Here is a 22,193-nt window from a genome sequence, read left to right on the forward strand (position 1 = left end):
GAACAGTCTTCATTCTAATCAGTGGCGACGAGGGCGTTCGCTTGTTGTTTGGAAGGCTAACTTGGAGTGAAAGGTGCAATATGGTTTATTTTCTGAAGTTTGATGGCCACAAAAAGAAAAACCTGGCATCATAGGATCACCTGTTGGCCATCTGCACGTTGATTCTGTAAGCTGAAGAAGTTCGAGTTGACGTGAAATAGGAATCACTATGTCTTCAGATGGCTTAACTCTTTTGATCTCATCAAGGTAAGAGACCATTTTCAGCGTAGTGACCTCAACTTTATGATGAGTCTTTCTAGTAGCAATTAGTGTACACGGAACATCACCTAACCCCGGTTTATTTTGTTTTCGATACGACTTGGGCTTATCCGATGTTGATGAATGCGTCCGACTAGACAAACCTAATCGATATACTTTTCCAATCACTGCATTTCTGGTAATACCACCACCTAACTCGCTTGCAATCTCGCTCGCACTGAATCCATCTGCCCAAAGTCTGGACAATTGTGTGACTTTTTCATCAGTCCATGACATCAATTCTCTCCTCTCAATCCAATTCAGAATATAAAAAACTATATCTAAAACTCCCTACAATACGAGGCTAGAGTCTTGTCTTGTATTTTGGATCAGCGAAAGATTCCCATCTCTTCATTATTATTCTGAAAACTTAGAGCCTTTATAAACTATAGAAGTGAAATTTCCTCAAGCTTTTTGTAGTAAACTTTATGAGATTGACACGGATCATGTAATCCGTCATAGATCCTTTTTAACCTGAGCTTCACGAAATCTTTGTCCTTAAGTTAAGCCGTTTTGGCATTGTGATTACTAATTCTTAATAATGATAACCAGGCAGATCGGTATGGCCATCTCTGGATCTAACGGACCCCTCTATGATACATTTGAACGTCTACCATTGCAGTTTGATTATGGTGAAGGGTCACGACTTTTTACACATAACGGGGAGGAATACCTTGATTTTGCAGCTGGAATCGCAGTAAATTCATTGGGCTATAGCCATCCTCATTTAGTAGAAGCCCTAAAATCTCAATCTAAAAAACTTTGGCATGTTTCAAATCTCTATGAGATACCAGGCCAATTTAAGCTTGGAAAGCGTCTTTGCGAAATCAGTTTTGCCGACCGTGTATTTTTTACTAATTCTGGCTCAGAAGCCATTGAATGTGCATTTAAAACGGCGCGCCGATGGCATTATGCTAATGGTGAACCTGAAAGAATTGATATCATTACCTTCGAAGGAGCCTTTCATGGTCGGACTCTTGGTGCAATAGCCGCCAGTGGAAATGAAAAATATACAACAGGTTTTGGTCCTAAGGCTCCCGGTTTTATTCAAGTTCCTTTCGATGATTTCGATAAATTAACAGACGCTATTGGCAAGACAACGGCCGCCATTTTGATAGAACCGGTTCAGGGGGAAGCCGGTATACGACCAATTCCCAATAATTGTCTCCGTAATTTGCGTGAATTGTGCAACAAAGAAAGTATTTTTCTAATATATGATGAAGTTCAATGCGGTGTAGGTCGAACTGGAAAATTATTCACTTACGAATGGGCCGATTCGGCTGCTCCTGACATTATGGCTATTGCAAAAGGAATTGGGGGAGGATTTCCCTTGGGGGCCTGTCTTGCAACAGAAAAAGCAGCCAGTGCAATGCAACCTGGAACTCACGGTACCACCTATGGTGGGAATCCTCTGGCTATGGCTGTCGGAAATGCAGTTCTAGACATTATTTTGGAGGAAGGTTTTCTAGAAAACATCCAAAGGACTACACTTCTACTTACTCAAAAACTCGCTAAAATAACGAATAATTACCCTGATTTGATTCAAGAATTTCGCGGATCAGGCTTGATGCAGGGACTCAAATGCAAAATTTCTAACATCAAAATCGTTCGTGCTTTCTGTGATCAAAATTTATTGACCGCACCTGCAGGGAACAATGTGGTTAGGTTACTCCCCCCACTGATGATTAGTGAAAACGATATTTGCGATGCCTATAAGAAAATGGATGCTGCTTTATCTAAAATTAGAAAATCGGACTAAGCTATGATCAAACATTTCCTGGATATTGCGTCCATCAGGAATAAGGACTTAAAAGATATTATTGCGATTTCACATTCTATGAAAATTGAGTTAAAAAAGGAAGACAATCTACGCCCTCTTGAAGGCAAAATTCTAGCGATGATTTTTGATAAACCCTCAACACGAACGCGCATATCATTTGATGTAGGTATGCGTCAATTAGGTGGAAAAACAGTTGTTCTTGAAGGGGTATCCTCTCAATTAGATCGCGGAGAAACAATATCGGACACAGCAAAGGTTTTATCACGATACGTAGATGCAATCATGATCCGTACAACGGATCATCAACGTCTTCTTGAGTTAGCTAATCATGCTACGGTTCCTGTCATTAACGGTTTGACGGATGAAACTCACCCTTGCCAGATTATGGCGGATATTATGACTCTAGAAGAACATAAAGGAATGTTACAAGATCTAGTCATTGCTTGGACCGGGGATGGCAACAATGTTTTAAATTCACTGATGGAGGCATCGGTTCACTTTGGATACAAACTGCGTGTGGCAACCCCAGAACCCCACAAGCCATCAGAAAATTACCTGAACTCAGCTCGATTAAAAGGAGCCTATATTGAGTATTCGACAGATCCTATCTGGGCTGTAACCAATGCAGATTGTGTGATCACAGATACTTGGGAGTCTATGGGTCGTGAAGGTCAAGAAACTGTCATGGTTGGTCACAATATTTTTGCACCTTATCAAGTTAATGAATCATTAATGGCCAAAGCAAAAAAAGATGCAATTTTTATGCACTGTCTTCCTGCTCATCGTGGTCAAGAAGTCACCGATGCAGTCATGGATGGACCTCAATCAGTCGTCTTTGATGAAGCTGAAAACAGGCTTCATACCCAGAAAGGAATCTTGGTTTGGTGCCTAGATGCTTAATCGAGGCCTCACTAAATCTTTAATACTACATCATCTCAGGATGCGAGTAAAAGGAATCACCGATTGAGACTGCACTCATCTACAGATCTAAAGTAAAGTCTAGAGATTTAGCTTGATCCTTATAAATTCTATCTTGTATTCTGATCGCATTGAGGAAAGTTAATCATGCTCAACACAGTTAACAATGTTCAGGAAAATGAGGACATTGAAGCTGATTCTTCTTCTTCTCAAAAGCTAAGTAAAAAGAACAGAGATACTTTCTGGCCATTACCTCTTTTTATTCTCGTGCCATTGCAATTCCTAATCATATTTTCCATCCTTTACGGTGCCTATATCTTATCAAGCCATATGATCGATAATAAGCCTCGAACCCAAGAAAGACCAGTCTTTAACCCTGTTTATACAGTTGAAACTTATCAAGCACAAAAAGCTGATAATCAGCCAATTATCGTTACATATGGTCAAACGATTGCTGCTAGAAATGTTGATCTGCGTGCACTTGTTTCCGGTGAAATTGTTTCTGTTAATCCACGTTTGAAGGAAGGGGCAAAAATTGCCAAAGGTGAATCGTTAGTTAAGATTGACCGGTTTGATTATGAGGTAGCCTTGGTAGAAGCACAATCAAATCTGAAAGAAACCAAAGCACGTATGACCGAGAGTCAAGCTCACATTTCGTTAGAATATAGTAAACTTAATTCTGCTCGCGAACAATTAGCTTTTGCAGAATTGGACATTGAGCGAGCTAAACAGTTGTATCAATCTGGAACTATGACACAACAACAACTCGAAAATCGAAAATTGATCCTCAGTCAACGTCAGCAGGCATTCGATTTATCAAAAAACATGATCAAAGTACAAGAGGCGAGGGTTAAACAACTCAACGCCTCTCTTTTCCGGCTAAAATGGAGAATAAAGCAAGCAAAAAAGAAACTAAGATCTACAACACTTATTGCTCCCTTTACAGGAATTGTAAAATCTAGCACTGCTGGTATCGGACGGATGATTATGGCAAACGATGTCGTGGTATCTCTTTATGAATCAAATACACTAGAGGTAAAATTCACACTAACTGATGAACAATATGGTCGTATTCAAAGTAGCAAAACTGGACTGATCGGACGTGCTATTACCATCACCTGGATTTTAGGAGAACAACGATATCGCTGGCCAGCAAAAATTGAGAGACTGAGCGCTGAAGTTAGTTCAACTAACGGCGGTATAGAAGTCTTTGCCCGGATTAGTACCCAAAATAACACGATTACCTTACGTCCTAATACTTTTGTCAAGATCGAAATGCCTGATCTTCTTTTCAAAGATACTTATCGGATTCCAGATTCAGCACTATATGAATCTAATGCAATTTACTGTGTTGTTGACGGAAAATTAAAAAAACAAATAGTCAATATTTTAGCATTTGATGGGGAATCTATTATTCTTTCCTCTGGCTTAGAAAATGGCGATCAAGTGCTCACAACCAGAATGACAGGAGTCCATGAAGGATTAAGTGTCCGTACAGAACCCGCAATGAATAATTGGGTTCCATCAAATACTAATTGATAAGATAAGGAGTGAATGGTGAATATATTTCAGCTTTTAATCTCGATGTCCTACCCCCACCATCCTTGCAAACCCCGATTGTAATGGCAATGCTTACCCGATCCTCTTCCTCATCAGGATTGATTGATCTCTTCGTAACCCATCGCACCGCTGCGAATATGATGATGATTTTTATGATTATCTTCGGCATATTTGCCATTGGAAGGATCAATACGCAGTTTTTGCCCACTATCAGCATTCCAGTTGTCACTGTAGCTATTTCATGGCCTGGTGCCAGTGCTGAAGATGTAGAAGCTAATATTCTCGCAGTTATGGAACCTGAATTACGTTATTTGAATAGTGTAAAGCGCCTCACTTCCCGTGCACGGGAAGGAATGGCATTGATTGGTCTTGAATACGAAATTGGTTATGACATGGTAACTGCACAGCGTGAGGTAGAAAGTGCAGTTAAAGCTGTCAGGAATTTACCAAAAGATGCTGAAAGGCCAATCATCAAGCAAGCGATTTTCTTTGATAGGGTTGCCCGATTGGCTATTACAGGAGATGTATCCGAAAAAACGTTACAGTTTTATGCTAAGAAAATACGTGATGATCTGATCGATCGTGGCATCGATAAAATCGTTTATACGGGTATGCGTAACCGTGAATTACAGATTGATATTGATGAATATGAATTGCGCCGTCTTGGGTTAACTATTGGTGATGTATCCAGACACATAGCACGCAATATTAAAGATTTACCGTCTGGTCAAATAAAAGGGGCTGTTGAAAAACAGTTACGCACGGTTGCTCATGTAAAGAGCGTTAAAAATTTTTCGCAACTAGAAATAAGATCTTTTGTTAGCGGAGAGAAAATCTTTTTGAAAGACATTGCTCAGATCAGAGAAGGATTCAATGAAAGCCAGCCGCAAGGCTTTATTAATGGTCTTCGCGCAATTGAGATTGAAGTTCAGCGTGCAGTGACAGCTGATACGTTAAAGACAAACAAAATCCTCTCTGACTATGTGAGAGAGGTTGAAAGACAATTACCACCTAAAATTCATATTTATCAATATGATATTCAAGCCAATGCACTGACAGAACGGATCTTGTTGCTTGTTCGAAATGGCATTGGTGGCCTAGCCATTGTTGCAAGCATTTTGTTTCTCTTTCTCAATGCGCGTATTGCGTTTTGGGTAGCTGCAGGTATCCCTGTTGCAATGCTGGCAACTATTGGTTTCATGTGGATCTCTGGCCAAACCATCAACATGGTCTCGTTATTTGCACTGATTATGATGCTCGGTATTATTGTAGATGATTCTATTGTCATCGGTGAACATACCTCTACCTGTTTTTCTAATGGTGATTCACCCTTTGAAGCTGCAAAGAATGGGGCAAAATATATGGTTGTGCCTGTTTCGGCAGCTATGATAACAACCGTAGCGGCTTTTGCCCCCATGTTCTTCATCGGGGATGTTTTAGGGCAAATTATCAGCGTTATGCCCCTTGTTGTTATCGTTGTAGTCCTATCGAGTATGATCGAATGCTTTCTTATATTACCTGGCCATTTGGCTCATGCATTGCAGACTCGCTTGATGCCATACCAGTCTTCTCATTGGCGAAGATTGGGAATATTGGGGATCGCGCTGATCATTGGTACATTCATCATCTTCGTTTCAAGTGAAGGAAGGGACCTTTCGATAAACGAAACTTCTTTAATAGCATTGATGAAAAGCTATATCTCTATCGAGGAAATTTCTCATTTGATTGAGAGTGTTATCAGGTGGATACAGGCAACACGCTCTCATCTGAAATTACCGATATTTATCGGCACAATTGCTTTTATCATCTATATTCTTTTACTATTGATTGAAGGTATGCGAGACCTTCTTTTTCGAAGAGATCAGAAAAGTTTTATTAATAGCAGACGAAACAATAGATTCAGAATTGCCTTTGATAATAAGTTTAATACTTTTCGTGATGGAATCTTCGATTGGCTCCTTCGTCTCTCCTTCCGATGGCGTTATGTCACTTTATCACTTGCATTGGCAGCCGCGATTGTTGGTTCATATGGTTTAATCAAAAGTGAAAAGGTTCAGTTTGTCTTCTTCCCTTCTGCAGAATCTGAAGATATCAATGCCCGCATTATTTTTAATGCAGGTACACCTGAAAGTAAGGCAATTGAGGCAATTCGCTGTATCGAAGAATCACTATATGATGCAGAAAAAAAGGTCACTGATGGTCAGGAAAAAGTAATAATAGCCACATTTTCAACCTTTGGAAAGGCAGGACGTAACACTGGAGATAATGTGGCAAATATTCAGGTTCAGCTCACACCATCGGAGATACGCACGATACGTACTCCAGATATTGTGAAAGCTTGGAGAGAGATGGTTCCCAAAATTTCAAATATAAGAAGAATTTCTTTTCATGAACCACGTGGAGGACCACCTGGCCGCGATATTGAGATTCAATTACAGGGTGATTCTATTGTTCAGTTGAAAAAGGCAGCTATTGAGATAATGCCGATTATTGAAAGTATTCCTGGCGCAACAAGTTTATCTGATGATTTGCCATATGGAAAGCCAGAGCTCGTTATAAGGATGAAACCCAAAGGACGTGCACTCGGCTTTACAATTGATGATGTTGGTAAACAACTCCGTGACGCATTTGAAGGAGCAATCCCAAAACGGTTTTCTGATGGGGATGATGAGATCACCGTTCGCGTTTCTAAAATTTCAAGAGAAAAGGGGTCTTCAGCCTTACGTCATTTTGAATTTCGTAATTCAAAGGGTGAATTTGTCCCTCTGACAGATATTGCTTTCATCGAAGAAGATCAGAGTTTTTCATCGATTGAACGGATTGATGGCAAGGCGACTGTATCATTAATGGCTAATCTTGACTTGAAAAGGAATACTACAGAAAAAGCACAGAAGCAGTTAGAAGAGTTTGGAATCTCGACGATTGCAGATCGTTACGGCATAACTTATCGATATTCTGGACGCGCCGAAGAACGGATTAACGCATTTAATGACCTTGGAATCGGAACGATCATAGCCTTATTAGTTATTTATATTATTTTAGCTAGTATCTTTTCCAATTATTGGCGTCCATTTGCTATTATGTTAATAATCCCATTTGGAATGGTTGGAGCGGTTGTTGGGCACTGGTTAGTAGGAATGAAACTCACAATTCTATCATTTATTGGCTTGCTAGGATTGACTGGCATTTTAGTCAATGATTCCATTATTTTGATTAGCTGTTTGGACGAGCGTATTAAAAATGGTGATAGTAACTTAGAAGCCGCAGTTGGTGCGAGCAAAGATCGTCTCCGTGCTGTTCTTTTGACATCGCTCACGACAATTGGAGGGTTAATCCCTCTCATGTTTGAAAAGAGCTTGCAAGCTCAGTTTCTTTTACCTATGGCTACAACAATGGTTTTTGGCTTAGCTCTGGCTACACTTCTGGTTTTATTTCTTGTCCCTGTTTTGATTGGGATAGGAACCGATTTGGCTACCCTATCAAAGTGCGTTTTCGTTAACGCTGTTAGGCTTTTAGCTCCGCCAAAACCGTGGGGAAAACAAAACTAGAATAGTAAATAATTCAAGACGTCCTATCAGCATTGTGAAGGCTAGAATCCACTTTGGAATATCTCCAAGCAATTTATAATTCCCTGATGGGCCGATAATATTTCCTAGTCCTGGACCAACATTAGAGATTGCCGACCCTGCACCAGACAATGCTGTAAGCGGATCCACACCGAAAAAAGAGAGTGCGATTACAGAGACACTAAAAGTCATGAGATAAAGAAAAAAGAAACTCATCACCGCTGAAATAACATCAGAACTAATCGGTCGACCGTTAAATTTTTGTATAAAAATACCATGAGGATATAAAACGCGTGCAATGTGCTGACGAACATTTTGAAATAAAACCTGAAATCTAAATATTTTGATCCCGCAGGAAGTTGATCCTGCACAACCACCTATAAACATAATGACGAAAAAGAAAGAAACTGAAACAGGGCCCCAATGATCATAAGCTTCAGTAGCATATCCTGTGCCAGTCAGTATAGATGTCACATTAATAGCTGCAAAACGTAAGGCTTGTATCCCTGTGCGAATACCTAGAGATTCTTCAATAATCCAAGCTATCAGTACTAGAAACATAAGAAGCATGAAAAATGTTCGTACCTGACTATCAAAAAAGATTGATTTTGGCATCCCCTGAAACGCCTGAACAAAAAGAAGGAAAGGCAACGAACCAATAATCATAAATATTATTGCAATGTAATCAATGAGCATGCTATCAAAATAGCCTAGTGACTCATCATGATTTGAAAACCCTCCTGTCGCGACAGTCGTCATCGCATGCACAACAGCATCTAGAATATTCATACCAGCCATAAGATAAGCCAACATACAAAGTACTGTAGCATTCAAAAAGATCAATGTAATAAACCCAGAAATCTGGGTAGCCCTTGGCAAAATTTTTTCTAAGGTTTCAAAGGCTTCAACTTTAAATAGTTGCATCCCACCAATTTGAAGCATAGGGAGAACAGCCACGGCCATCACAATAATGCCTAAACCACCCAACCACTGAAGAATACCACGCCACAATAATATCCCAGGCGGCATAAAATCTAGATCAGTCATTACTGTAGCACCTGTAGTGGTTAACCCAGAAATTGATTCAAAAAAAGCGTCCGTATAAGTAGGGAAAAAACCGGACCAGTAAAATGGCAGGGCCCCAAAAGCTGACAGAGAGATCCAGACCGAAGCCGTCATAATAAAGGCCTGTCTGGTTGTCATAATACGGTTCTGGCTACGTACCGCTAAAAACAAAAGGCCACTAAATGCAGTTGTCACAAGACCAGATACAAAAAAGACCTGCCAGTCAGAATTGTGTTCGAGATAATCGACAACAGCAGGGAAAAACATAGTCAAACCCAAAATGCCGAGTAACAAACCAACAACTACAGCAACAGGCCGTGGATCTAGATACACAGCTAAGATCAACTCCTTCATCTAAAGTAAGTAAGTGATAATAGTAGGATGTCCACCTCAATCTAGACGGATCACTGAAAGGGCCCTAACAGTCGTTTAGAATAATTTCCTAACAGTCGTTTAGAATAATTTTAGGTTATATTTATCATGGTATCGTGAAGCATAAAGGATCAGATAAGGACGGAAATACGGAAATATCGAAGAGTGGTGCTGTTGGACAGATTCGAACTGTCGACCTCTTCATTACCAATGAAGTGCTCTACCCCTGAGCTACAACAGCAATAGTCATGAAAAGTCCATCAGCAAGCAGAAATTTTTTATCTCATAAGAGTCACTTTATTGCAAGAATCTACTGAAAATTCTTGACACATCTATTTTAAAACATAACTAATCAGGTTGCAATAAAGCATGAACGAAAAGAAGTCACTCAAAATTATATGGTAAGAAAAGATCGTGAGACTGTGTTAAAAGAAGCTTTGCGAGAGAATCTCAGAAAGAGGAAGCAGAAGATTCGTATAAAAGAAGATATCAAAGTTAAGAAGGATCATATCAAAGTTAAGAATCAAGTGAATTCGTGATTGATGTTCTTTTTCTAGATCATTTGTCTGACAGGTAATAGATCAATCTGCCCTCCTGGTGAAACTGGTAGACACGCTAGATTCAAAATCTAGTTCCTTAGGGAGTGCCGGTTCAATTCCGGCGGAGGGCACCATTTAACTGAAATGAGGGCTAGCAACAGCATTTCGATAACTTGGTTAAATCAACCTTTTCTTTTGAAAATGAAAGCCTTCATAATAGATGGTTTGATCTGTGGGGGTTACGATTAAAATCTCGAATAACCAAGCCACTTATCTTGCTCCTCTCTTAGCTTAAACAAAGAAGTCTTTCTCAAAATAGTCACGTTATTTTTAGTCAACAACGCGCCTTTACTGATATTTTTGGTTACTGTACCTTCATGAAGAAGGCTAACAGGGATAGCTTTTTCTTTGCGCGCTTCACTTGCTTTCATTATCCAGGACCGATAGCAAGTTTCACCAATTGCATCGAGTTGTTCACCTGCCCTTAAATCACGTTTAGCCAATGCACAGACTTCGGAAACAGGTCGATCCAAAGATTTCATATCACTATGACCATACAAAAACGCACGTGCAGCAGATAATGGAACTTCTAAGCTAGTTAGATGAAAAGGACGATAAAAAGTGTAGTAAGGACCTTTTCCTAAATGGAGATCGTTCAAGCGTTCACGCAAACGGCAACTACGTATGTCAGCGATCACAAAAACACCCGGTGCTACACCTTTACCTACGGTGAAATCTACGCAACCATTTTGGGACAAAATACCACCGTCCTCTACAGGGCACAAGATGTTATGTAAATTCTCCAAAGAACAGTCCGGACCATGCATACCCGGAACATCAGGAACTAATCCTGTTGCATTCGCAAGGCATGACATCTCGAACATAGTCTTAGAACCATCAACAAACTCCACTAACATGCGGGAATTCATATTTCTTCGCTCAGCTTCTTCACGATAATCATCTGGAATGGCATCGATATTCAATTGATTATTTTTTCCTTTCCCTGCAGCGACAACTGGATGACCTAATGCAGTTATAAAATCATAAAGCTCCATTGTAGCTGTTGGTTCATCACCAGCACCAACTGTATAGACGACTCCTTTGCGTTCAGCCTCTTTTTGCAGGATAGCACCTACGGTGACATCAGCTTCAACATTCATCATCACTAGATGTTTACCAGCTTTTAATGATGCCATGCCAAGCTCAGCTCCGGCATCAGGAGAACCTGTTGCATCAATCACTACATCCACCATTTCATGAGAGAGAGCCAAATTGGGATCTTCCACAACCGGAATTTTACCAGCTTCCGTTGAATGCGTGATCATACGATCACTATCGCAAACGGACCAATCCTGTGCTGAATAACCAGCAATCTCCATGACCTTGGGGGCAGAGATCAGACGACGAGCGACAAGAGAGGCGAGTTTCATTCCGTTCATTTGTCGGATAGCAGTGACAAGATCAGTCCCCATTTGACCGGATCCAACGACACATACACGAACAGACTTGCCGCAAGACTGCAACTCATTTAAATCAGTTGCCAGATTCATTGATAAAATCTTGTTATTGTACAACATATTTCCTTCTTAATCTTAATCACTACTAAATGTTGTTTCAACAATGAGATCCGATTACATCCTATCATCGAACAAGTGTTTTGGGTAAGAATTTACTTACGTATTTGTTCAATTAATCCCTTTCTTACATTGCTCATGGAGAGAAGAAGAAATACACTGTAGGAACAGTTTCCTATTCCTAATTACTTAGAATGATGAATGTAAAAGATCAAGAAGTTCGATATGCGGATTCTTAAGTCTGACCCCTCTGTTCCTAAAACAGAGCTAAAGGATTATCAGGAAAGACGAGATAAAGTCTACTTTTAGTGATCCAGTAAGAAATAAATAACTCGAGCAGTTCACAAAAGAAAGATTTTCGGGTAGGTTTTGGAGACTTCACTAACAAAAACACAGCTTTGATGAGGAATATCAACCAGTATGGCAAAAGAAGAAGTTCTGGAATTTCCAGGTATTGTGAGTGAATTACTCCCTAACGTGACGTTTCGAGTCAAGCTCGAAAATGATCATGAAATCATAGCGCATACTGCTGGGAGAATGCGCAAGAATAGAATTCGTGTGTTAGCTGGTGATAAAGTTCTAGTAGAAATGACACCGTATGATCTTACTAAGGGCCGAATCACTTATCGGTTCAAGTGATATATCTTGACATCTCTAATGTATTGAGATTTAGAATGGTTCTGCGCTCTCAATTAGTTCTGGCTTCACAGTCTACGGAACGTATTTCTTTGTTGCAGCAAGTTGGTCTTCAGCCTGATATGTTGTACCCTACTGATATCAACAGGAATCCTAGTAAAAAGGAAACTGCAAGCTCTTTAGCAAAACGTTTATCCAAAACTAAATCAGAAATAGCGATAGAAAGTCTTAAAAAATTAGGTTACACTGGAAAGTTTTATATACTTTCCGCTGATACCGTAGTAAGTGTAGGAAGTCGTATTTTACCTCAAACTGAGGTACTAGATGAAGCCGCTCGTTATCTACGCTTGCTTTCAGGTCGTGCACACCGCGTCTATACTGGACTAACACTTTATACACCTAAGAAAACGTTTCGTCATAAGTTAGTAGAAACGCGAATAGGTTTTAAAAAATTGTCTGATAACGAATTTAACAATTATCTCATATCAGGGGAATGGCAAGGACAGGCTGGGGGTTATTCAATTCAAGGAATTGCTGGTGCGTTTGTTATCAAATTAACCGGTTCTTATTCAAATGTTGTTGGGTTACCACTATATGAAACGTGTTCCTTGTTGATAGGAGAAGGATATCCAATCCAGTCAAACTGGAGAGTCATGAATCATAAACTCAACAACCATGAAAAAAGTTAATTCTTGCCTAGAAAACTTTGCTAGACAAGGCCTGATCTCGTAACTATAATGAGTCCGGTTAACCCTGGATCATTAGGATCATGAGATGGGTCTGGTGTATAGTGGCTTTGCGTCGATGCCCGGGTAGCTCAGGGGTAGAGCAGTGGACTGAAAATCCGCGTGTCGGTGGTTCGATTCCGCCCCCGGGCACCACTATAAATTTTTCCTGATACGTTATAGGTCAATAGGAATCCAGGAGAAGCGTCATTCATCGATTCCCTTCCCTTTACACGGTAAGAGATCCGTGATCTCTAAATATCCTGACCATTTCTCTTTACTTTTGGAGAGTAGAGACAGAGACAGGATCGATTATACCATCAATCATCAATAGACTATAAAGGATAAAGCTATTTCCGGAGAGATAGTATAGTAATGCACGATGGCAAAAGTGTAGAACTTCTTGCTTTGGTTGCTTAGGAGATTGATTCTGCATAAATCATTATCCTCCCCAGTGAGGAGAGTGAGGAAAGAGATCTTAAAATTAGTTGTCTAAGCTTTTTCTAAGTGAACCGCCTATTCTTTTCATCACATAGATCGGAAACCACACTTAGTCTAACTCAAGGAGTTCATAATGATAAAGTACTTTGAATATATAATGTCTTTTGTGATCACATTACTGATTCCACGCTCCGCATATGCCGGCATTGATGATACTATTAATGATCTGACAGAACCTATTTCTTCATTAGTTAGTGAAACGGTATTTTTTAAAATACCCATCTTAGGGGCGCAACTCCCTTTGATGGTCCTTTGGTTAATCATTGGTGCAGTATTTTTTACCATTTATATGGATTTTGTGAATATCAGAGGTCTCAAACATGCAATTGAACTGATACGTAATGACTATTCTAAACCTAACGATGCCGGAGAAGTATCACATTTTCAAGCGCTGTCCACTGCTGTGTCAGGCACCGTCGGGATTGGTAACATCGGTGGTGTTGCAGTGGCTGTTACTGTTGGCGGGGCTGGAGCAACTTTTTGGATGATCCTTGCGGCCTTCCTTGGTATGTCTACTAAGTTCGTAGAATGCACACTTGGGGTAAAATTTCGTCAGGAAAATCCGGACGGATCGGTGTCCGGTGGCCCAATGTACTATATGCGTGAAGGCTTAAAATACCAAGGTAAAGCTGGTTTGGGATCCTTGATGGGTACATTTTATGCTGCAGGTATTTTTATTGGTGCTCTTGGAATGGGAAACATGTTTCAGTCCAATCAGGCCTATGTTCAGCTGAATATCGTAGCAGGAGGAAGGCTTGATGATTTCGGTTGGCTCGTTGGCTTGATCATGGCTGGCGTAGTTTTTTCTGTCATCATTGGTGGCATAAAATCAATTGCAGCTGTTACTGAAAAAATAGTTCCTTTCATGGCTATTTTATACTGCGGATTCGCAATTATTGTGATCTTGATGAATGGAGCTTATCTTCCATTAGCAGTGTGGAATATTTTTTCTGGTGCTTTCACGGCCGAAGGGGTAGCTGGTGGAGCATTAGGAGCTTTGATTATTGGTTTTCAAAGAGCTATTTTTTCGAACGAAGCAGGGATTGGTTCAGCATCCATTGCCCACGCTGCGGTCAAAACTAACGAACCTGTAACCGAAGGGTATGTTTCTTTACTTGAACCCTTTATAGATACGATTGTTATTTGCACAATAACAGCCTTAGTCATTGGAACATCTCAAGTCGCTGATCCTAATTTTGCTGGAGATACGACAGGCGTTGCAATGACATCTGCAGCGTTTGAACGACAAATTAGCTGGTTTCCCTATGGTCTTGCCTTTGCAGTGCTTTTGTTTTCATTCTCCACAATGATTTCGTGGGCCTATTACGGCCTAAAAGGCTGGACTTACCTATTTGGTGAAAACACACAAATACTTTATAAAATGATATTCTGCGCTTTCGTAGTTTTAGGATGTATGATCCAACTAAAACCAATTTTGGATCTCTCAGACGCTCTTGTATTTCTTCTTTGTGTCCCAAACATTCTAGCATTGTACTTACTTGCACCCGTTGTAAAAAAAGAAATGAAAGAATATCTTCATTGCATAAGAGAACGTTGAGATAACAACATAAAGAATGATTGTAGAAGATCAAATGGCCAGCAGATAGGTGATCCATGCTGGCCATCTATTTTTTAGAATTGACTTAAAGGCAACATAAAACATGATTCTTGAAATCATTTCATTTTTGAATAATTCATATTTTATAGCTTAAAGGTTTCGTGGTTACGGGGAGGCTGATGATCATCAATTCTTAAGGGAGGGTTAACAATGAACCAGTTTAAAAGGCTATTTGTCAGTTGTACACTTGCGACTACACTTATTACATTTTTTGCATATGGAGAAGATAAGGAACTGACGATATATAATGTTGCCAGTATGTCTGGGGCCTTTGCTAATTTTGGAAAACAGGCTGAAAGAGGTGCTCGTCTTGCTATTGAACAAGCTGGTGACGTTGCAGGAATGAATCTAAGAATGGTTACAATTGATACAGAAAGCAATTCTGGTAAAGCCGTGAGTAAAGTACGATCTGCTCTGAGTGAAAATGGATCTGGAATTTTTGTCGGGACTGCTCTTTCATCAACCGCACTTGCCGTTGGAAAGGCAGTTAATGATGCGGGTGGAATCTATATCAGTGGTGGAGGTGCTGATGAGCTAACTGGTACTAAATGTAATCCATCTATGTTTCGTTGGAGTTCTCCTACTTATAGCGCTGTGAATGCAAGCCTTCGACCGGTTTTAGATGAAAATTTAGCCATTAAAAAAGTCTATACCATTACACCACAATACGTTTTCGGTGAAGCAATGTTATTGAATGTAAAGAATATTCTTAAAGAAAAAGGACTTAAACTGGCTGGTAATAGTTATCATTCTTTAAAAGACAAGGAATTTTCAGGAATCATTGCGCAAGCGCAGGCAACAAATCCTGATTTACTGTTATTTCTTAATTTTGGATCACAAGGGGTTTCATCTTTACAGCAGGCAATTAATTTTGGTCTAAAAGATCGCATGAAATTTTTAATGGTTTGGAGTAGTGGTTTAGATACGATGAAGATTCTAGGCACCGAAGGTTCAAGTGGTGTCTACTTTGGTGCACAATACTGGCACGAAGAAGATGCCGCCGGAAATAAGTCTTTTGTAGATCTTTCAATTAAGAAGTTTGGTGAAGCTCCTAACTATCCTATGGCTTCTTACTATCAGATGACTAAGCTAATGATTGATGCCGTTAAAGCGACTGGAAGTGCTGATCCAGATAAGCTAAAATCCCATTTGTCTGGTTTGTCCTATGATGGGGTTACTGGTCAGGAGACCATTTCATCTGATAACAACCAAGTAACGAAAAATTATTATCTCCTTCTTGGAAAAGATAAAGTCAGCATGTCCAATGAAAATGATTTCGCTGATGTAGTTTATAAGGGTAAATATTTTTTACCTGGACAGCAAGTCGGTTGCGTAAGATAGTTTTTATTCATGTGCGTTGGACCTGAGCACCTCATTACTTTCGATCAGTCACGGGGGGTGATCATAATATGATTTCAGAAATTCCGAAAATTATCAGAGTTACGCAATTTTGTTATTTAACATTGTGGTTAGAAGGTCATTGTGGTTAGAAGGTGATCCGTATCTCTCTCAAAAGGAGACGCTTGTGAGTCTTTATCTGTTCCAACTTCTAAATGGCATCGGCTTGGGGATGATCTATTTTCTAATGGGTCTGGGATTAACTATAATTTTTGGAATGATGAGTTTTGTTAATTTCTCCCACGGCATTTTCTACGTGGCTGGTGCCTTTATCTGTTATCAAGTCACAGAATTAACCCATTCTTACTGGATTGGACTGATTCTTACACCTCTTTTCATTGGACTCTTTGCATTTATTCTAGAAAAAATTTTAGTTAGAAAACTCTATAAGCTGGAACATGCTGTACAAATCTTAATTACGATTGGTTTAATGCTCATAATACGTGAGAGCATACTGATTATTTGGGGAACGGTTCCTAATCCTGTTTCAATACCATCACTTTTAAGTGGAGTTGTTTCCTTTGGGGACTTTGTTTATCCTAAATATCGACTTTTTATTGTTATGATTGCTTCTGCTATTGGCTTTTCGGTTTGGTATTTGCTAGAACAGACAAAATTTGGGATTATGATCAGGGCAGGTAGCGAAAATCCAACAATGGTTTACTTGCTTGGTATAAACGCCAACAAACTTTTTGCTTATACTTTCGTCTTGGGTGTTGCATTAGCAGGAGTTGCAGGAGCTCTTCTTTCTCCTATTCGTGGAGCCGATGCGTTCTCTGGTAACGAAGTTCTTGGTATAGCATTTGTTGTTGTTGTGATTGGAGGTATGGGAAGTTTTACAGGTGCTCTCTTTGGGGGATTGATAGTTGGTCTTGTCCAAAGCTTTACGGCAATAATGTGGCCTCAAGGAACGAACGTCATGATTTATTCAGTCATGGCTATCATCATACTTTTGCGTCCTAACGGTTTATTCGGGAGAGCATAAATGATGAGAAAGAGTCTACCACTGAGATTTCATTGCATTGCAGTAGCCTCAATTTTACTTATATTGCCTATTATAGTGCCCTCTTATGTACTGGCTACAGAGATTCTCATATTCGGCTTGGCTGTGATAGGTTGCAACCTACTCTTGGGATATACTGGACTTTTATCATTTGGACAAGCCTTGTTCTTTGGTTCTGGAGCTTATTTAGCTGGATTAATGTCTACACATTTCAGTGTCGGATTGTTACAAATTTTTATTACAACGATTTTTGCTGGAGCGCTGATTGCAGTGTTCGTTGGTTATTTCGCAATCCACAGAATAGGCATTTATTTTGTTATGTTGACTTTGGCTTTTGCCCAACTTGGTTACTACATTGCTTTTCTAACAGAAACTCTCACTGGTGGTGAGGATGGATTACTAGGAATCGAGCGGCCTTCTCTCTTGATTCCATTTATTTATGAGTTTGAATTTACAAACGATCGTTCCTTCTATATCTTGACGGCTGTAGTTTTCATTCTGGTTTTTCTATTAATGCAACGCTTGGTAGATTCTCCGTTTGGGTCCGTTTTAGGGGCAATCAAACAAAATCAGGTCAGAGCTGAAGCCATCGGATATCAAGTTAAACTTTACAAGATTGCAGTTTTTGCTTTCTCAGGAGCTGTTACTGCTCTAGCGGGGGCACTCTATGCTTTCATGCTCAAATTTGCTCCTCTATCAAATATTGATGTTGAAACGAGTGAGCAGATCATGTTTATGACAGTTCTAGGGGGTCTTGGTTCTCTTTACGGTTCCCTTCTAGGATCAGCTATTTTTTTGCTTGCATCAGACTTTTTTTCTGCACTCTGGCCCCGTTGGATGATTTCTCTTGGTCTCTTTTTGATAATATTCATGCTCTATATGCCTGGTGGGGTATCAGAAGCTATACAAACCTTAGTTACTAAACTTAGGGGATCACACGAAAATGAAAAGAGTAATAGCGATGCAGACGATTCTCGAAACAAAGTCGCTGACAAAACGTTATGGCGATTTTTTAGCAAATTCTGATGTTAATATTTGTGTCGAGTCGGGTTCAATTCACGGTATTATTGGCCCAAACGGAGCTGGAAAAACAACACTTTTCAATTGTCTGGCTGGTACAATGTCGACAACAACAGGTAGCATCAATCTAGATGGCAAGGATATCACGAATCTTCCTCACCATGCTAGGCCTTTGGTTGGTTTGGGTCGTTCCTTTCAAATTACTAGCCTCTTTAACGACTTTACAGTAATAGAAAATCTACGGTTAGCGTCGCAAGCGATAACACCAAGCAGAGGATTCGTTTTTTGGCGGGCTGTTGAAAATACAGGACCTCCTTTAGATATTATTAAACATATAGCAGGGCAAATCGGTTTACTCTCCGAGAAGAATACTCTTGTCTCAGTACTCTCTCACGGACAACAGAGAGCTTTAGAGGTTGGTATGGCTCTTTGCTCAAATCCGCGTGTCCTGCTTCTTGACGAGCCGACATCTGGTATGGGGATCAGTGATATCCCCCAAATGATTAAATTGCTCAAGATTCTAAAACAGGAGTGTACGATTGTTCTTATTGAGCACAATGTAGCCCTCGTCACTGAAGTCTGTGATTTTGTAACAGTTTTGCAAGGTGGTGTTATTATTTCTGAGGGTACCCCAGCAGAGATATCTCAAGATCGAAAGGTGAAAACAGCCTATCTTGGGGAGGGTATTTAAGATGCTAACTCTTGATAACATAAACTCTCTTTATGGGAAAAGCCATGTGCTCTTTGATGTTTCTATCGACGTCAGAGAAGGAGAAATTGTTACCTTATTAGGTCGTAATGGAGCTGGAAAGTCAACAGTACTCAATTCAATTCTTGGTCTTGTTCCCAATGTTATCGGAAAAATAAAATTTAATGGAATAAGTCTTGTTGGATTACTGACTCATGAAATCGTTGAATTAGGTGTATGCTTGATCCCTGAACAACGTGATATTTTTCAAATTCTATCGGTCGAAGAGAATCTTCAAATTGCCCAAAAGGGAAATAGTCAATGGGAGATCAAGGATATCTATGAATTATTTCCAAGACTTGAAGAACGAAAGAAGAATGGGGGCGGGCAGCTCTCAGCTGGTGAGCAACAAATGCTTGCAATTGCTAGAGCTCTACTCAATGGACCTAAAATCCTTCTATGTGATGAGCCTTCGGAAGGTCTCGCACCTGTCATTATTCAAGAAATTGTATCTACACTTCAAAGAATCAAAGAATCAGGAATACCTATACTGCTTGTTGAACAAAACCTTCGTGTTTGTGAAAAATTAGCCGATCGTCATTATATTTTTGAGCAGGGTCGGGTTATTCACGAATTTAAAAAGGATGATTTTCTCTCCCCAGAATCTGCAGCTATAAAATATAAATACCTATCAGTCTAAGGAATGAACAATGAAGAATACAGCATTTATTTCAAACGAAAAGTGCTTTTGGCATTTTGGTGGCAATTATGCGTTACTTTCTCCTGTAGGAGGGTTAGTTCAGCCTCTCGTATCGGGTGGCTTACCTGAAGCCCCCGAAACAAAAAGGCGTCTAAAAAATCTTTTAGAAGTGACAACTTTAGCTAATGATTTAGAAATGATCAATGGCTCGTCTGCAACCCTTGAAGATTTATTGAGAGTTCATCCAAAGTCATATTTGGAAGAATTTAAAAAAATGTCAGATCAAGGTGGTGGTGAGCTTGGACTAAGAACACCATTTGGACCCGGTGCTTTTGAGATAGCTGCACTATCCGCAGGTCTTGTGATCAATGCAGTCGAAGGAGTTCTAAGGAATCAATATAAAAATGCTTATGCTTTATCTCGACCCCCTGGTCATCATTGTTTACCAGATTGGCCAAATGGGTTTTGTTTAATGGCAAATGTTGCGATTGCAGTTGAAGCTGCTAAAGCTAAAGGCTTGCTTGATCGTGTTGCAATTGTCGACTGGGACGTCCATCATGGAAATGGAACAGAATCCATATTTTATGATCGTGATGATGTACTAACCATCTCAATACACCAAGAACGATGTTATCCGCATAATACAGGATTTATCCACTCAACAGGTCATGAAAACGGAATGAATGCGAATCTAAATATTCCACTGCCTCCTGGATGTGGTCATCAAGCATACATAGAAGCTACGGAACGCCTAATTATACCAAAATTAAGAGAATATAAGCCACATCTTGTTATCATCGCATGTGGCTTTGATGCTGGTGGCTTTGATCCGTTATCTCGGATGATGTGCTCTGCTCAAACCTTCCGTGAGATGACCGCACGTATCATGGATATCACAGATGGTTCTCTAGTAGCAGCCCATGAGGGTGGTTACTCGGAACTTTACGTTCCCTTTTGTGGTCATGCAATGCTCGAAGAAATGTCAGGATCTAAAATTCATGCGAAGGATCCGTTGGAAACACGCATTAATCAGCAACAACCTAATGAACGTATTTGTTCATTTCATTCTAATTTAATCTCGGAAATGGTCGAATACTTTAAGCTGAAGACTTAGCTTCAGCTTATTTGTTGAAGTATGCTGATTGATATCACTGAAAAAATAGAACTAAGATCGTTATATAGGCGTTATTAGATCTGTTATGAAGAGTTTAAATATTGAACAATCTCTTTCTCTTCATTTTTGTAACCTTAAACCCCTTGGATATAAAAATGATTAAATCAATCCTTAACGCCTTAACGATGAACAATAGTGACCAGCTTAGGCTTAACATCCTGAACATCTATCGCGCCGGATTTATCTTCCACTCTTGTTGACATTATGCGTACAGTTTATCTAAACGGAAACTATGTTCTCGAAAATGAGGCATCCATTTCAATCTTTGACCGTGGATTTTTATTTTCTGATGCCGTTTATGAAGTTACAGCTGTTGTCAATAGAAAACTGCTAGACTTCGTTGAGCATACTCGACGGTTACGTAGATCCTTGAATGAATTATCTTTACCCTTAGCTATGACTAACGATGAGCTGCTTGATGTTCATCATAATCTTGTAGAGATCAACTCTGTTGATCAGGGCATTGTCTATTTACAGGTGACGCGTGGTAATTCAGGAGACCGCGATTTTCTCTTTCCAAAAACTGATATACCAGAAACAGTTCTTGTTTTTACGCAGAAAAGACAGATTCTTCACACGGCTATTGAAAAAAAAGGGTTAAAAATCATCTCACTTGATGATCTACGTTGGAGAAGGAACGATATTAAAACAGTTCAGCTGCTTTATCCTTCTATGGCCAAGATGGAAGCAGTTAAAAGAGGTGCGGATGATGTGTGGCTTGTTTGGGAGGGCTTTGTAACTGAGGGAGCCTCAAGCAATGCTCATATTGTGAAAAATAACTGTACCATTACTCGCAACCTGTCCAACGATATCCTACAAGGTATTACTCGTGAATCAATTCTAGAATGCGCAAGATTACTAGAGATTGAAGTAGAAGAGCGTCCTTTTACCCTAGCGGAAGCATATGCAGCCGATGAGGCATTTACAACTTCCGCTTCTGGATTCATAAATCCAGTTATCGAAATCGATGGACATAATATTGGTAATGGAAGACCTGGTCCAGTCAGTAAAAAACTTAGAACAACCTATCTCAAAAAGATGATGAAATCATCTCTTTGA

17 protein-coding genes and 3 tRNA genes are annotated in these 22,193 nt (G+C 39.8%); 16 read left to right on the forward strand and 4 right to left on the reverse strand.

What is annotated here, in order from left to right:
* Positions 1-18: 18 nt before the first annotated feature.
* Positions 19-534: a GcrA family cell cycle regulator gene (locus tag AAGD37_RS02925; RefSeq protein WP_341760075.1), complete on the reverse strand. Its 516-nt coding sequence runs from the start codon at positions 532-534 to the stop codon at positions 19-21.
* Between the two features lie 325 nt (positions 535-859).
* Here AAGD37_RS02925 and AAGD37_RS02930 point away from each other — a divergent pair, with 325 nt between their 5' ends.
* The 4 genes from AAGD37_RS02930 to AAGD37_RS02945 all read left to right on the forward strand — a co-directional run bounded on the left by AAGD37_RS02930 (position 860) and on the right by AAGD37_RS02945 (position 8,103).
* Positions 860-2,056 carry an aspartate aminotransferase family protein gene (locus tag AAGD37_RS02930; protein ID WP_424945440.1) on the forward strand — a complete coding sequence of 399 codons (1,197 nt, stop codon included), beginning with the start codon at positions 860-862 and terminating at the stop codon, positions 2,054-2,056.
* 3 nt (positions 2,057-2,059) lie between these two features.
* The gene (gene argF, locus AAGD37_RS02935; RefSeq protein WP_341760076.1) at positions 2,060-2,977 is read left to right on the forward strand and encodes an ornithine carbamoyltransferase; all 918 of its coding nucleotides are present in this window, start codon (positions 2,060-2,062) and stop codon (positions 2,975-2,977) included.
* A 165-nt stretch (positions 2,978-3,142) separates the two neighbouring features.
* Entirely contained in the window at positions 3,143-4,534 is a 1,392-nt protein-coding gene (locus AAGD37_RS02940; protein WP_341760077.1) for an efflux RND transporter periplasmic adaptor subunit, read from the forward strand.
* 11 nt (positions 4,535-4,545) lie between these two features.
* Complete coding sequence (locus AAGD37_RS02945) at positions 4,546-8,103, forward strand: efflux RND transporter permease subunit (RefSeq protein ID WP_341760078.1); 3,558 nt, start codon at positions 4,546-4,548, stop codon at positions 8,101-8,103.
* Here the strand turns inward: AAGD37_RS02945 and AAGD37_RS02950 are convergent.
* Entirely contained in the window at positions 8,068-9,540 is a 1,473-nt protein-coding gene (locus AAGD37_RS02950) for a TrkH family potassium uptake protein (protein ID WP_341760079.1), read from the reverse strand. The two genes, AAGD37_RS02945 and AAGD37_RS02950, sit on opposite strands and share 36 nt — an antisense overlap.
* A 184-nt stretch (positions 9,541-9,724) precedes the next feature.
* Positions 9,725-9,799 (reverse strand) — tRNA-Thr (locus tag AAGD37_RS02955).
* A 347-nt stretch (positions 9,800-10,146) separates the two neighbouring features.
* On the opposite strand from AAGD37_RS02955, the gene AAGD37_RS02960 reads away from it, so the two are divergent.
* Positions 10,147-10,231, forward strand: a tRNA-Leu gene (locus AAGD37_RS02960).
* Positions 10,232-10,342: 111 nt separating this feature from the next.
* On the opposite strand, the gene AAGD37_RS02965 is transcribed toward AAGD37_RS02960, so the two are convergent.
* The gene (locus tag AAGD37_RS02965; protein ID WP_424945441.1) at positions 10,343-11,674 is read right to left on the reverse strand and encodes an NAD(P)H-dependent oxidoreductase; all 1,332 of its coding nucleotides are present in this window, start codon (positions 11,672-11,674) and stop codon (positions 10,343-10,345) included.
* 417 nt (positions 11,675-12,091) lie between these two features.
* Here AAGD37_RS02965 and infA point away from each other — a divergent pair, with 417 nt between their 5' ends.
* From infA to AAGD37_RS03020, 11 genes are all read left to right on the forward strand, one after another.
* Positions 12,092-12,310 carry a translation initiation factor IF-1 gene (gene infA / locus AAGD37_RS02970; protein WP_341760080.1) on the forward strand — a complete coding sequence of 73 codons (219 nt, stop codon included), beginning with the start codon at positions 12,092-12,094 and terminating at the stop codon, positions 12,308-12,310.
* A gap of 35 nt (positions 12,311-12,345) precedes the next feature.
* Positions 12,346-12,996 carry a Maf family nucleotide pyrophosphatase gene (locus tag AAGD37_RS02975; RefSeq protein ID WP_341760081.1) on the forward strand — a complete coding sequence of 217 codons (651 nt, stop codon included), beginning with the start codon at positions 12,346-12,348 and terminating at the stop codon, positions 12,994-12,996.
* Positions 12,997-13,113: 117 nt separating this feature from the next.
* Positions 13,114-13,188: transfer RNA gene (locus AAGD37_RS02980), tRNA-Phe, on the forward strand.
* 418 nt (positions 13,189-13,606) lie between these two features.
* Positions 13,607-15,091 carry an alanine/glycine:cation symporter family protein gene (locus AAGD37_RS02985; RefSeq protein WP_341760082.1) on the forward strand — a complete coding sequence of 495 codons (1,485 nt, stop codon included), beginning with the start codon at positions 13,607-13,609 and terminating at the stop codon, positions 15,089-15,091.
* Between the two features lie 210 nt (positions 15,092-15,301).
* The gene (locus AAGD37_RS02990) at positions 15,302-16,492 is read left to right on the forward strand and encodes an ABC transporter substrate-binding protein (RefSeq protein ID WP_341760083.1); all 1,191 of its coding nucleotides are present in this window, start codon (positions 15,302-15,304) and stop codon (positions 16,490-16,492) included.
* Between the two features lie 184 nt (positions 16,493-16,676).
* Positions 16,677-17,534: a branched-chain amino acid ABC transporter permease gene (locus AAGD37_RS02995; RefSeq protein WP_341760084.1), complete on the forward strand. Its 858-nt coding sequence runs from the start codon at positions 16,677-16,679 to the stop codon at positions 17,532-17,534.
* Complete coding sequence (locus AAGD37_RS03000) at positions 17,535-18,578, forward strand: branched-chain amino acid ABC transporter permease (protein WP_341760085.1); 1,044 nt, start codon at positions 17,535-17,537, stop codon at positions 18,576-18,578. It abuts the gene before it with no gap.
* Positions 18,514-19,263 (forward strand): ABC transporter ATP-binding protein, encoded by a 750-nt coding sequence (locus AAGD37_RS03005; protein WP_341760086.1) that lies wholly within the window; start codon positions 18,514-18,516, stop codon positions 19,261-19,263. Before AAGD37_RS03000 ends, AAGD37_RS03005 begins: the two co-directional genes overlap by 65 nt.
* Before the next feature lies 1 nt (position 19,264).
* The gene (locus AAGD37_RS03010) at positions 19,265-19,960 is read left to right on the forward strand and encodes an ABC transporter ATP-binding protein (RefSeq protein ID WP_341760087.1); all 696 of its coding nucleotides are present in this window, start codon (positions 19,265-19,267) and stop codon (positions 19,958-19,960) included.
* 10 nt (positions 19,961-19,970) lie between these two features.
* A complete protein-coding gene (locus tag AAGD37_RS03015) occupies positions 19,971-21,074 on the forward strand; it encodes a class II histone deacetylase (protein ID WP_341760088.1) in 1,104 nt (367 codons plus the stop codon).
* A gap of 264 nt (positions 21,075-21,338) precedes the next feature.
* Positions 21,339-22,193, forward strand: coding sequence for a D-amino-acid transaminase (locus tag AAGD37_RS03020; protein ID WP_341760089.1), 855 nt, complete (start codon positions 21,339-21,341; stop codon positions 22,191-22,193).

Origin of the sequence: Candidatus Endowatersipora endosymbiont of Watersipora subatra, assembly GCF_964026585.1 — a bacterium.
Lineage (GTDB): Bacteria > Pseudomonadota > Alphaproteobacteria > Rhizobiales > Rhizobiaceae > Pseudahrensia.

What these genes read in the sequence shown, in the direction of transcription:
- AAGD37_RS03000 (WP_341760085.1), top strand. Translation starts at nt 17,535, where the DNA reads ATGATGAGAAAGAGTCTACCACTGAGATTTCATTGCATTGCAGTAGCC.
- AAGD37_RS02950 (WP_341760079.1), bottom strand. Translation starts at nt 9,540, where the DNA reads ATGAAGGAGTTGATCTTAGCTGTGTATCTAGATCCACGGCCTGTTGCT.
- AAGD37_RS03005 (WP_341760086.1), top strand. Translation starts at nt 18,514, where the DNA reads ATGCAGACGATTCTCGAAACAAAGTCGCTGACAAAACGTTATGGCGAT.
- AAGD37_RS03010 (WP_341760087.1), top strand. Translation starts at nt 19,265, where the DNA reads ATGCTAACTCTTGATAACATAAACTCTCTTTATGGGAAAAGCCATGTG.
- AAGD37_RS02965 (WP_424945441.1), bottom strand. Translation starts at nt 11,674, where the DNA reads ATGTTGTACAATAACAAGATTTTATCAATGAATCTGGCAACTGATTTA.
- AAGD37_RS02990 (WP_341760083.1), top strand. Translation starts at nt 15,302, where the DNA reads ATGAACCAGTTTAAAAGGCTATTTGTCAGTTGTACACTTGCGACTACA.
- AAGD37_RS02925 (WP_341760075.1), bottom strand. Translation starts at nt 534, where the DNA reads ATGTCATGGACTGATGAAAAAGTCACACAATTGTCCAGACTTTGGGCA.
- AAGD37_RS02975 (WP_341760081.1), top strand. Translation starts at nt 12,346, where the DNA reads ATGGTTCTGCGCTCTCAATTAGTTCTGGCTTCACAGTCTACGGAACGT.
- AAGD37_RS02940 (WP_341760077.1), top strand. Translation starts at nt 3,143, where the DNA reads ATGCTCAACACAGTTAACAATGTTCAGGAAAATGAGGACATTGAAGCT.
- infA (WP_341760080.1), top strand. Translation starts at nt 12,092, where the DNA reads ATGGCAAAAGAAGAAGTTCTGGAATTTCCAGGTATTGTGAGTGAATTA.
- AAGD37_RS02930 (WP_424945440.1), top strand. Translation starts at nt 860, where the DNA reads ATGGCCATCTCTGGATCTAACGGACCCCTCTATGATACATTTGAACGT.
- AAGD37_RS03015 (WP_341760088.1), top strand. Translation starts at nt 19,971, where the DNA reads ATGAAGAATACAGCATTTATTTCAAACGAAAAGTGCTTTTGGCATTTT.
- argF (WP_341760076.1), top strand. Translation starts at nt 2,060, where the DNA reads ATGATCAAACATTTCCTGGATATTGCGTCCATCAGGAATAAGGACTTA.
- AAGD37_RS03020 (WP_341760089.1), top strand. Translation starts at nt 21,339, where the DNA reads ATGCGTACAGTTTATCTAAACGGAAACTATGTTCTCGAAAATGAGGCA.
- AAGD37_RS02985 (WP_341760082.1), top strand. Translation starts at nt 13,607, where the DNA reads ATGATAAAGTACTTTGAATATATAATGTCTTTTGTGATCACATTACTG.